Source organism: Mycolicibacterium sp. MU0050 (assembly GCF_963378085.1).
Taxonomy (GTDB): Bacteria; Actinomycetota; Actinomycetes; order Mycobacteriales; family Mycobacteriaceae; genus Mycobacterium; species Mycobacterium wendilense.
In genome coordinates this window covers 112563-124267 of the sequence record NZ_OY726395.1, presented here as the reverse complement: position 1 = coordinate 124267, position 11705 = coordinate 112563, and the positions used below count along the sequence as shown (strand labels likewise).

Genomic DNA, 11705 nt, shown 5'->3' with positions numbered 1-11705 from the left:
GCGCGTGCAGATCGGAGGCGCTATGCGGACCCGGCCGGGCGGTGGGCGCCGTCGGCCGTGCCGGACGCCGGCGCGGGTGGTGTGACAACTCCGCCGTGTCGCGATTAGCTCACGATTCTGCATCGTCACTCTAGTCACAGCTGTCACAGCTGTACCGTCGATCCAGTAGTTCAAGACGCACACATGTAGTCCAGATTGAGGAGACTTCCGTGCCAAACCGACGTCGACGCAAGCTCTCGACAGCCATGAGCGCGGTCGCCGCCCTGGCCGTTGCGAGTCCTTTTGCCGTGATCGCCCTTTCCGAGCTGTCGCCGGATCCGCAGGAGCGGGATTTCGAGCAGGCAGCGGTCGTGACCGACCTGCCCAACGAGCTGATGTCCGCGCTGCAGCAAGGACTCTCGCAGTTCGGCATCAACCTGCCCCCGATGCCCACTGGGCTCAGCCCCGCGGGCGCCATGCCCAGCACCGGGCTGACCAATCCGGCGCTGACCGGTCCGGGCCTGACGAGCCCCGGGTTGACCACCCCCGGCCTGACCACCCCCGGGCTGACCACGCCGGGCCTGACGACACCGGGGCTGACGACTCCGGGGCTCACCACGCCGGCCACCCCCGGGCTGACCACGCCGTCGCTCACCGACCCCGCGCTGGCCAACCCGGCCCTGACCCCGGAGCTGACCAGCCCCGCGGGCCTGACGCCCGGCCTGACCGATCCGGGATTGAGCCCGGCGCTGACCGATCCGCTGGCGCCGGTGCCCGGTGCGGCACCCGGCCTGGGGCTGCCCAATGAGGTGCCGATCAGCGCGCCGATCGGGCTCGACCCGATGGCGGGGACCTACCCGATCCTGGGTGACCCCTCGCTGGCGGCGATGCCGGCCTCGACCGGGGGCGGCGGGCTGATCAGTGACCTGAGCAGCGCCGCCAACCAGCTCGGCGCCGGTCAGGCGATCGACCTGCTCAAGGGCGTCGTGATGCCGTCGATCATGAGCGCGGTGCAGTCCGCGGCACCGGCCGCCCAGGGCGCCGCCGCCCCGGCTGCCGAGGCCGCCGCCGGAGCCGCCGCCGGTGCGGCCGAGGCCGCCACCGCCGCGGCGGGGTGACCGACGCCAGATTCCTGTAACCAAACGGCACCGCAGGGTGGGCTCACCTTCGACCCCTCAGAGCCCGAACTCCCTGCGGTGCCGTTGCACATTGGTCACATAATTCACTTTCGTACCGTGTCGAAACACAGGCAACAACCGACACTTACGTAACATCAGGCCGTGCCCCGCCGTTCCGGCCGCCGGCCACAGCCGGCTCTGCTGCTCACCGCGATCGCAGCGACCGTGGTGATCCTGCCGTGGGCCCTCGACGGGTCGCAGTCGCAGCGGGACCAACCCAGCGCCGAGGACACCCGCCTGATCGAGCAACCGCTCGACGGGGTCGGGGGCGGCACCACCGTGCGGGAGATCTCCCAGCCCACACCGTTCTCCATGGTGGCGCTCACCGGAGACGACCTCACCGACACCTCCGCGCGGATCCGGGCCAAGCGCGGCGACGGCAGCTGGGGTCCGTGGTACGAGGCCGAACCACTGCGCTCGGCCGCCGACAACGACACCGACAGCGCGCCGCGCGGTACCGACCCCGTCTTCGTCGGCAACACCACCAGCGTGCAGATCGCGGTCCACCGACCGCCGGACGCGCCGACCACCACCGCCGGCGAACCGCGCGAAGAAGACGCCGACCGCGAGCTCGGCTACCGTCCCGCCAGCGTCGAACAACCTCTGGGACAGCACCTTTCCGCGGTCTTCATCAGCCCGCCGCAGGCCCCGGTCGACGTCCAGTGGACGCCGCCCACCGCCGCGCTGCCCGCCGGCCAACCGCCCGTCATCATCAGTCGCGCGCAGTGGGGCGCCGGCCCCACCGGTCGCTGCGGCCCGCCGGTCTACGGCGACGCGGTGCAGGCCGCGGTGGTGCACCACACCGCCGGCAACAACGACTACGCGCCCGAGGATTCGGCCGCGATCATCCGGGCGATCTACGCGTATCACACCCAGACGCTGGGCTGGTGCGACATCGGCTACAACGTGCTGGTCGACAAGTACGGGCAGGTCTTCGAGGGCCGGGCCGGGGGCACCGACCGCCCGGTGGAGGGCTCCCACTCCGGCGGCTTCAACCACAACACCTTCGGCGTGGCGATGCTCGGCAACTTCAACGAGTTCCGCCCGCCGGACATCCTGCTGGGCACCATGGGCCGGCTGCTCGGCTGGCGCCTCGGGCTCGACCACGTCGACCCGCGCGGCACCGTGGTTCTGCCGTCGGCCGGCGGCCAGTTCACCCACTTCGCGCGCGGCTCCATGCCCACGCTGCCCACCATCTTCACCCACCGCGACGTCGGGAACACCGACTGCCCGGGGGACGCCGCCTACGCCGCGCTCGACGAGATCCGCGACCTGGCCGCGCGGTTCAACCAGCCGCCGCCCCCGCTGACCCTCGAGGACCGCCTGCGCGGCGGCGCGATCCTGGCCAAATGGGAGTCCATGGGTGGGGAAGCCTCACCGCTCGGCAGGCCGACCTCCCCGGAAGCGTTCGCCGACCGCGGCGCGCGCTACGCGACCTTCGAGCACGGTGCCATGTACTGGTCACCGGAGAGCGGGGCCGAGCCGGTCACCGGCGCCATCTACGCGGCCTGGGCGTCGCTGGGCTACGAGCGCGGCCTGCTGGGCCTGCCGACCAGTGCGGAAATCCATGAGCCGCAATGGATCGTGCAGAACTTCCAGCGCGGGACGCTGAACTACGACCGCGAGACCGGGCTGGTCACCCGCGTCGTCGACGGGGTGGCCCAACGGCTGCCACCGCCACCGCCGGACGGCCCGCCGGTCCAGCTCGAGCGCTTCACCCCGATCCAGCTGAAGATCACCAACTAGCGCCGCCGAGATCGACGAAAAACCGGAAACCACTCGCCCTTTGCGGCCCAAAGGGACGTTTGGGCCGACGACGGCGTGGGGTCAGAGCCACCAGCGTTCGAGGACCCGGGCCAGCCCGTCGTCGGTGTTCGGCGTGGTCACCTCGTCCGCCGCGGCGATCGCAGCCGGGTGCCCGTTGCCCATCGCCACCCCGTGACCGGCCCAGGCCAGCATCGACACGTCATTGGGCATGTCGCCGAAGGTGATGATCTCGTCGGCGCCGATGCCCAACGGGTCGGCGAACTCGGCGATCCCGGTCGCCTTGCTCACTCCCGACGGCATGACCTCGATCAGACCGTTGTTGGTGCTGTAGGTGATGTCCGCCTCGCTGCCGATGTGCGGGAGCAACGCGGCGGCCATGTCGGAGCTGGTGGCGCCGGCCTGGCGGATCAGCAGCTTGATCGCGGGGGCCGACAGCAGGTCGGTCAGGGACACCTCGGTGTTGTCCGGGTTCAACCAGGCGTGCTCGTAGCCGGGCGAGCTCACGAACTGCGGCGTCGCCGCATCGTGGGCGCTCTCCCCCACCCGCTCGACGGCCAACCCGGAACCCGGCAACACCCGTTCGGCGATGTCGGCCAGCCGGACCAGGGCGTCGATGGACAGCGTGCGCACCGACAGGATCCGGTCGGTCGCCGGGTCGTACAGCACCGAACCGTTGGCGCACACCGCGATCGGCGCGAACCCCAGCTCGTCGACCACCGGCGCCACCCAGCGCGGCGGCCGGCCGGTGGCCAGGATGAACTGCGTGCCGCCGGCCACCGCGGCCTCCACCGCCTCCTTGGTCCGCGGGGTGATCCGCTCGTCGTCGTCGAGCAGGGTGCCGTCCACATCGGTGGCGATCAGGGCGGGCAGCGTCATTTGTGGTCACTTCGCTTTCTGGCCCGCGCGGCCAGTTCGGCCTCGTCGAGCCGCTTGGCCTCGGCCAGGGTCGGGGCGCCGCCGCCGAGCCGCTGCGGCACCCAGTGGGCGCCGGCCGGATGCGGATAGTCCTCCTGCACGGCGTGCAGGATCGTCGTCATCGAGGACCGCAGCGCGGCCTCCAGCTCGCGGGCATCGCCGACGGGCGCCAGCGCCTCTCCGACCACGACGGTGATCGGAATCTTGTTGCGGCCCAAGCGCCTCGGGTGGTCCTTGGTCCACATCCGGTGGGCGCCCCAGACGATCAGGGGGATCAGCGGCGCCTGCGCCTCCAACGCCATCCGCGCCGCCCCCGACTTGAACTCCTTGAGCTCGAAGGAGCGGCTGATCGTGGCCTCCGGGTACACCCCGACCAGCTCGCCCTCACGCAACCGTTGCACCGCGACGGCGTAGGCCCCGGCCCCGGCGCTGCGATCCACCGGGATGGTGCCGGTTCGCCTGATCAGGAAGTTGACCGCGGGCACCTCCTGCATCTCCGCCTTGATCATGAACCGCAACCGGCGTTTGCGCGCGGTGGCCGCCAGCGCCGCGGGCAGGAAGTCGATGTAGCCGGTGTGGTTGATCGCGATGACCGCACCCCCGCGCTGCGGGATGTTCTCCAACCCGCGGAAGGTGATCCTGGTTCCGGTGACGCGGAGGGCGATGCCGGCCGCGATCTCCAGGGTGCGGAAGACCGGCTCCATGGCTCACTCCGGCCGCTGGGCCCGTCGCGCAGCCCGCTCCGCAGCCTCCTCCGCGTCCATTCGCGAGGCCTCGGCCAGCGACGGTGCGCTGCCCCCCAGGCGCTTGGGGACCCAGTACTCACCGGGCGGGTACGGGCCGTAGGCGTCCTGCACCTGCTCCAACAGGTGCTGCATCCGGCTGTGCAGCAGCGCGGTCAGTTCCGCGGCGGGCAGGGTCGGCGCGATCGGCTCGCCCACCGCGACGGAGATGGGCACCTTGGGCCGCCAGAGGTTCTTGGGATGCCCCTTGGTCCACACCCGCTGCGCCCCCCACACGATGTGCGGGACGATCGGCACCCCGGCGGCGATCGCCATCCGCGCCGCGCCCGACTTGAACTCCTTGATCTCGAAGCTGCGGCTGATCGTGGCCTCCGGGTACACCCCGACCAACTCACCGGCCTGGAGCTGACGGCAGGCCTCGGCGAACGACTCCGCGCCGGCCTCCCGGTCCACCGGGATGTGCCGCAGCTTGCGCATGAGGAAACCGCCGACCTTGTGGTCGAAGACCTCCTGCTTGGCCATGAACCGCACCTTGCGGCCCAGCCCCTGCTGGTAGGCGGGCAGGCCGGCGAACGTGAAGTCGAAGTAGCTGGTGTGGTTGATGGCCACGACGGCGCCGCCCGTCTTGGGCAGGTTCTCCACCCCCGTCACCGTGAACGTGAGGCCCTGAATTCGCCAGGCCGCGCGCGCAAGCTGGATGACGGTGCCGTATACGGGTTCCACAGCCACTCAGCCTAGCCGGGGCCCCGCGGACGGCCGAACCGGCGAACTGGTGAGGCCACGGCGGCCGCCAGGGCACATTGGCACCACCTCCGGGGCCCGACGGCCGAAGAACCACGGTCGGCCGTCGAGCGCCCCGGGGTGCGACGGCGACTAAGCTCGGCACTGCAGAAGGCCCGGCCGCAGCCCGGCCAAAATCGTGTTCGGAGAGATCAGTGCAGGTCACGAGCGTCGGTCACGCCGGCTTCCGGATTGACACCACAGCGGGCAGCATCCTGTGCGACCCGTGGGTGAACCCGGCCTATTTCGGGTCGTGGTTCGTCTTCCCGGACAACAGCGGGCTGGACTGGGACGCCCTCGGCGACTGCGACTACCTCTACATCTCGCACCTGCACAAGGACCACTTCGACCCGGAGAACCTGCGCGCGCACGTCAACAAGGACGCCGTGGTGCTGCTGCCGGACTTCCCGGTGCCGGACCTCAAGCGTGAGCTGGAGAAGCTGGGCTTCCACCGCTTCTTCGAGACCGCCGATTCGACCAAGCACACGGTGCGCGGGCCCAAGGGCGAACTCGACATCATGATCATCGCGCTGCGGGCCCCGGCCGACGGACCGATCGGGGATTCCGGCCTGGTGGTGTCGGACGGAGTCACCACCGCGTTCAACATGAATGACGCCCGCCCGATCGACCTGGACATGGTCGCCGCTGAGTTCGGCCACGTCGACGTGCACATGCTGCAGTACTCCGGCGCCATCTGGTACCCGATGGTCTACGACATGCCCGACCGCGCCAAGGAGGCCTTCGGCAGCCAGAAGCGGCAGCGGCAGATGGACCGCTGCCGCCAGTACATCGCCCAGGTGGGCGCGACGTGGGTGATCCCGTCGGCGGGCCCGCCGTGCTTCCTCGACGCCGAGTTGCGCGACCTCAACGACGACCGGGGCGACCCGGCCAACATCTTCCCCGACCAGTGGGTGTTCCTCGACCAGCTGCGCCGACACGGGCATGACGGCGGAGTGCTGATGGTGCCGGGTACGGTCGCCGACTTCGCCGGCACACAGTTGCGGTCGCTGACCCAGCCGCTGCCCGACGAGGAACTGCAGGCGCTCTTCACCACCGGCAAGGCCGACTACATCGAGGCCTACGCCCAGCGGATGGCGCCGGTGCTCGCCGCCGAGAAGGCCCGCTGGGCCCCGGCGGCCGGGGAGCCGCTGCTGGAACCGCTGCGCGGCCTGTTCGAGCCGATCATGTTGCAGACCGACCAGATCTGCGACGGCATCGGCTACCCCGTCGAACTGCGGTTGACCTCGCGCGAGCACAACGAGACCGTGGTCCTGGACTTCCCGAAACGGACTGTGCGGGAACCGATCCCGGATGAGAAGTTCCGCTACGGGTTCGAGATCGGGGCCGAACTGGTGCGCACCGTTTTGCGCGACCGGGAGCCGGACTGGGTCAACACCATCTTCCTGTCCACCCGGTTCAAGGCGTGGCGCGTCGGCGGCTACAACGAGTATCTGTACACGTTCTTCAAGTGCCTGACCGACGAACGGATCGCCTACGCCGACGGCTGGTTCGCCGAGGCGCACGACGACTCGGCGTCGATCACGCTGGACGGCTGGGAGATCCAGCGCCGCTGCCCGCATCTGAAGGCCGACCTGTCGAAGTTCGGTGTCGTCGAGGGCGACACGTTGACCTGCAATCTGCACGGTTGGCAGTGGAATCTGACCAATGGCCGCTGCCTGACCTCCAAGGGTCACGAGCTGAGGACGGCGAAGCTGTGAGCGCCCCACCGCGGCAGTTCTACGACGACGGCATGGTCCAGTTGGACCGCCACGCGATCACCTTGCGGCGCTACCACTTCCCGTCGGGCACCGCGAAGGTGATCCCGGTCGCGTCGATCCGCGGCTACACCGCCGAACCGCTGGGCCTTTTCACCCAGCGGTTCCGGATCTGGGGCAGTTCAGATCTGAACCTGCGCCGCTGGTTGCCGCTGGACATCTGGCGGCCGATCAAGTCGACGCTGGTCACCCTCGACATCGGCGCACGGCAGCAGCCCGCGTTCACGCCGCTGCGGCCGAAGGAATTCCTGGCCATGCTCGACGAGGTGCTCGAGCAGTAGCCGGTCAGCGCGGCGAAACCGTCTGCCGCAGTTCGGAAGCGGCGTCCGAGGCGGTGTCGTACACGCGCACCACGGCTTGGTCCCCACCCTGCAGGTAGGTCGACTCGCCCAGTTCGGTGTACCGGGTGGCGCCGATGCCGATCAGCACGTGCTCCGGGTGCCCGGCGGCGACCATCAGCGCGCCCACGTCCTCCAGTGGGGTGTCCGACGAGCCTTTCTGATTCGCCAGCCGTTCGACCACCCAGTCCAGCAGGACCTCGCCGTAGTAGGAGTAACCCAGCAGCGGGCTGTCCACCCCGTAGGCGTGCTCGTGACCGTCCGACCCGCGCAGGAAGCACACCAGCCGCAGCGTGGCGGTGGGCCCGTCCGGCGTGAGGTCGCTGATCTCGAAGAATTGGGCGGCAACCCCTTTGGACGCCGGACCCCAGTTCTTCTTGTGGCTGATCTTCGCCGCACCCGGGCGCCGGATCGAGCAGTCGTTGAACGCGCCCAGGGCGAACGGTTCCAGCGAGGCGACCGTGTCGCCGTTCCACTTGACCCGGCAGGCCAGGCCCACCTCGGGTTCGATCTGCAGATTCAGCGGCCCGGTGAAATCCGGGCTCTCCGGCGGCAGCAGGATCTGCTCGGACGACAGCGGGTACTGGCCCAGGAAGCTGTCGTGTCCCGGTGCGTACCAAGGGAATATCCCCTTTGGCGCGCCGCCCTCGCTGACGACGCTGACGAAGTCGGCGGCCTCGCCGGCCTGCTCCAGGTGGCCCGCGAAGTTGCCCGCCACCCCGAAGCCGAACCAGTTGCGCATCTCGTCGAAGTCAAGATTGATCACGGTTCGAGTACCTCCGTACCGACGTAGGGCACCAACGCCTGCGGCACCCGCACGGAGCCGTCGGGCTGCTGGTGATTCTCCAGAATGGCGACCAACCACCGGGTGGTCGCCAGCGTCCCGTTGAGCGTCGCGGCGATCTGCGGCTTGCCGTTGTCGTCGCGGTACCGGGTGGACAGCCGCCGCGCCTGGAACGTCGTGCAATTCGACGTCGAGGTCAGCTCGCGGTAGGCCCGCTGGGTGGGCACCCACGCCTCGCAGTCGTACTTGCGCGCCGCCGACGAGCCCAGGTCGCCGGCCGCCACGTCGATCACCCGGTAGGGAACATCGATGTGCGCCAACATCTCTCGTTGCCAACCCAGCAGGCGCTCATGCTCGGCGGCCGCATCCTCGGGCTTGCAGTAGACGAAGGCCTCGACCTTGTCGAACTGGTGCACCCGGATGATGCCCCGGGTGTCCTTGCCGTAGCTGCCGGCCTCCCGGCGGAAGCACGACGACCAGCCCGCGTACCGCCGCGGGCCGTCGCTGAGATCGAGGATCTCGTCGGCGTGGTAGCCCGCCAACGGCACCTCGGAGGTCCCCACCAGGTACATGTCGTCGGACTCGATCCGGTAGACCTCGTCGGCGTGCGAGCCGAGAAATCCGGTGCCACTCATGATTTCGGGCCGGACCAGCACCGGCGGGATCATCAGGGTGAACCCGTTCTCGGTGGCGACCCGCACCGCCAGCTGCAGCAGTCCCAACTGCAGCAGCGCCCCGCGGCCGGTCAGGAAGTAGAACCGGGACCCGGACACCTTGGCCCCGCGCTCCATGTCGATCAGTCCCAGCGCCTCGCCCAGCTCCAGGTGGTCCTTGGGTTCGGCGATGGCGGCCGGCTCGCCGACGGTGTCGAGGACCACGAAGTCGTCCTCACCGCCGGCCGGGACACCGTCGATGATGACGTTGGAGACCGCCAGGTGCGCCGCGGTGAAGGCCTGCTCGGCCTCGGCCTGCGCGGCCTCGGCGGCCTTGACCTCGGCGGCGAGTTCCTTGGCCCGGGCCAGCACCGCCGGCCGGTCCTCGGGAGCGGCCGCGCCCACCTGCTTGCTGACCGCCTTCTGCTCGGCGCGCAGGTTGTCGGCGGCGGAGACGGCGGCGCGGCGGGCGGTGTCCGCGGACAGCAGCGCGTCGACTAACGCCGGGTCTTCGCCGCGGCTGCGCTGCGACCGGCGAACGGCGTCGGGCTCGTCCCGGAGCATCTTCAGGTCGATCACGCCCGTCAACACTACGTTTGTCCCCGACGCGCGGCATCGTGAGGTGGTCGTTGGGAATCGCGACCGCCGGGACACAACCCCATAACGCTACTTCTGCAACAGTTGTCACAGCCCCTGACACGCCTGTCACAATGGACCTGATGTCCGAAGTACCTGAGCAGGACGACGGGGACAAACCGGTCGACCCGATCGACGAGGATTCCGCTCCCGACCTCACCGACGATGAACCCGTCGCGGAGGCCGATGCGGAACCGGCCGACCCCGAACCTGTCGACGACACTGCAGACCTCGACGCTGCAGAACCCGAACAGCCCGAACCCCGCCGCGAGCCGTTCGGGTGGTTACGCACCCTGCACGCCCGCTCCACCCGACGAGCCCTGGTCCTCACCGCGCTGGGCGCGCTGCTGATCGCCGGCCTCATCACGGCGCTGCCGGTCGGCACCCACCGTGGCGGCCTGACCAGCTACCTGGAGACCAATCCGGTTCCCGCGACCGGGACCCGCGGCACCGAGGCCTTCAACAACGCCGTTGCCGGGGACTGCCTCAACTGGCCCGAGGGCGTGCCGGACGAAGCCACCGTGGTGGACTGCAAGGACGAGCACCGCTTCGAGGTCGCCGAGTCGGTGGACATGCGGACCTTCCCCGGCTCCGAGTACGGCCCGGACGCCGCGCCGCCGTCCCAGGCCCGGATCCAGCAGATCAGCCAGGAGCAGTGTCAGGCCGCCGTACAGAAGTATCTCGGTCACCGCTACGACCCGAACAGCCGCTTCACCACCAGCATGCTGTGGTCCGGTGACCAGGCCTGGAGCAAGCACGGCGAACGCCGCATGCTCTGCGGCCTGCAGCTGCCCGGACCCGACGGGGGCCAGCTGGCGTTTTCGGGCAAGGTCGCCGAGATCGACCAGTCGAAGGTGTGGCCGGCCGGCACCTGCCTGGGCATCGACCCGACGAGCAATCAGCCCACCGACATCCCGGTCGACTGCGCCACCCCGCACGCCATGGAGGTCACCGGGTCGGTGAACCTCGGGGAGCGCTTCCCGGACGGGCTGCCCCCGGAGTCCGAGCAGGACGACTTCATCAAGGACACCTGCACCCGGCTGACCGACGAATACCTGGCCCCGGTGCAGCTGCGCACCACCACGCTGACTCTCATCTACAGCACCATCTCGCTGCCCAGCTGGTCGGCCGGCAGCCGCCAGGTGGCCTGCAGCATCGGCGCGACGCTGGGCAACGGCGGCTGGGCGACCCTGATCAACGATGCCAAGGGACCGCTGCTGATCAACGGTCAGCCGCCGGTCCCGCCGCCCGCCATCCCGCCGGAACGCCTCAACCTCCCGCCGATCCCGCTGCCGGGGTCCTCGGGCGGGCAGAACTTCGGCTCGTCGCAGTCGTCGGGTGCCGGGGCCGGCTCGGGATCGTCCTCGCAGGGCACCGCCGGCCGGCAGTCGCCGCAGCAGGCGACCGCCACCCAGGCACAGACGCAGGCGCCCGAACCCGAACCCGCGGCCGGCCCCGAACCGGGGCCCGCGCCGGGCGCGCCCCCACCGGACGCGCCGCCGCCCCCACCGGACGCTCCCCCACCGCCGGACGCGCCCGCACCGCCCCCTGGCGCTCCGCCGGCCGGCCCGGCACCCGGGCCCGGCGAGGCTCCGCCACCGGCCTGATCGATGCCGGTACAGATGAGCGCGGAGCGCTTCGAGGAGCTCGTGTCCGACGCGCTGGACCAGATCCCGCCCGAACTGGCGGCCGGGCTGGACAACGTGGTGGTGCTCGTCGAGGATCGACACCCCGACGAACCCGACCTCCTCGGCCTGTACGAGGGGATCGCCCTGACGGAGCGCGACAGCCACTACGCCGGCGCGCTACCGGACGCCATCTTCATCTACCGCGACGCCCTGCTGGACATGTGCGGCTCGGAGGCCGAGGTGGTCGACGAGGTCAAGATCACCGTCGTCCACGAGATCGCCCACCACTTCGGCATCGACGACGAGCGCCTGCACGAACTGGGCTGGGCCTGAACGTCGTCGGTCGACGAAGTCGCCGATTCGCAGGCGCGGCACCGCCGCATTGTCGGCCCGCGGTGATAGGAACGGCTCATGGAGACGAGTTGTCGAGCCTGCGCCGCGGAGACGGCGCACTGCCACGGCACGCTCATCCGGCATTGGTCGGGTCGTCCCGAGTGCACCGAGGACGGGTGTGAAAGCCCGGAACTGA

Annotated in this window: 11 protein-coding genes; 6 read left to right on the top strand and 5 right to left on the bottom strand. The window is 70.1% G+C overall.

Annotated elements, in window-relative coordinates; all coding sequences use genetic code 11:
* Nucleotides 1–209 precede the first annotated feature (209 nt).
* Both R2K23_RS00600 and R2K23_RS00595 read left to right on the top strand, forming a co-directional pair.
* Nucleotides 210–1097: a hypothetical protein gene (locus R2K23_RS00600; protein ID WP_316513629.1), complete on the top strand. Its 888-nt coding sequence runs from the start codon at nt 210–212 to the stop codon at nt 1095–1097.
* Between the two features lie 162 nt (nt 1098–1259).
* Nucleotides 1260–2903, top strand: coding sequence for an N-acetylmuramoyl-L-alanine amidase (locus R2K23_RS00595; protein WP_316513627.1), 1644 nt, complete (start codon nt 1260–1262; stop codon nt 2901–2903).
* Nucleotides 2904–2984: 81 nt separating this feature from the next.
* Here R2K23_RS00595 and R2K23_RS00590 read toward each other — a convergent pair whose 3' ends face one another.
* Genes R2K23_RS00590 through R2K23_RS00580 form a run of 3 tightly spaced genes read right to left on the bottom strand, consistent with a single transcriptional unit; the run spans nt 2985 to nt 5305 of the window.
* A complete protein-coding gene (locus R2K23_RS00590) occupies nt 2985–3800 on the bottom strand; it encodes an HAD family hydrolase (RefSeq protein WP_316513625.1) in 816 nt (271 codons plus the stop codon).
* Nucleotides 3797–4543 (bottom strand): lysophospholipid acyltransferase family protein, encoded by a 747-nt coding sequence (locus R2K23_RS00585; protein WP_316513623.1) that lies wholly within the window; start codon nt 4541–4543, stop codon nt 3797–3799. Before R2K23_RS00585 ends, R2K23_RS00590 begins: the two co-directional genes overlap by 4 nt.
* A 3-nt stretch (nt 4544–4546) precedes the next feature.
* Complete coding sequence (locus R2K23_RS00580; protein ID WP_316513621.1) at nt 4547–5305, bottom strand: lysophospholipid acyltransferase family protein; 759 nt, start codon at nt 5303–5305, stop codon at nt 4547–4549.
* A gap of 212 nt (nt 5306–5517) precedes the next feature.
* Between R2K23_RS00580 and R2K23_RS00575 the strand changes: the two genes are divergently transcribed.
* Nucleotides 5518–7080, top strand: a complete 1563-nt coding sequence (locus R2K23_RS00575) for a Rieske 2Fe-2S domain-containing protein (RefSeq protein ID WP_316513619.1) — start codon at nt 5518–5520, stop codon at nt 7078–7080.
* Between the two features lie 32 nt (nt 7081–7112).
* A complete protein-coding gene (locus R2K23_RS00570) occupies nt 7113–7418 on the top strand; it encodes a hypothetical protein (RefSeq protein WP_316517554.1) in 306 nt (101 codons plus the stop codon).
* Between the two features lie 4 nt (nt 7419–7422).
* Here R2K23_RS00570 and R2K23_RS00565 read toward each other — a convergent pair whose 3' ends face one another.
* Nucleotides 7423–8217, bottom strand: coding sequence for a DUF5718 family protein (locus tag R2K23_RS00565; RefSeq protein WP_396893699.1), 795 nt, complete (start codon nt 8215–8217; stop codon nt 7423–7425).
* A gap of 20 nt (nt 8218–8237) precedes the next feature.
* Nucleotides 8238–9491, bottom strand: coding sequence for a serine--tRNA ligase (gene serS / locus R2K23_RS00560; protein WP_316513616.1), 1254 nt, complete (start codon nt 9489–9491; stop codon nt 8238–8240).
* Nucleotides 9492–9622: 131 nt separating this feature from the next.
* Here serS and R2K23_RS00555 point away from each other — a divergent pair, with 131 nt between their 5' ends.
* A complete protein-coding gene (locus tag R2K23_RS00555) occupies nt 9623–11155 on the top strand; it encodes a septum formation family protein (protein ID WP_316513613.1) in 1533 nt (510 codons plus the stop codon).
* A gap of 3 nt (nt 11156–11158) precedes the next feature.
* Nucleotides 11159–11509, top strand: a complete 351-nt coding sequence (locus R2K23_RS00550) for a metallopeptidase family protein (RefSeq protein WP_316513611.1) — start codon at nt 11159–11161, stop codon at nt 11507–11509.
* The last annotated feature ends 196 nt before the right edge of the window (nt 11510–11705 follow it).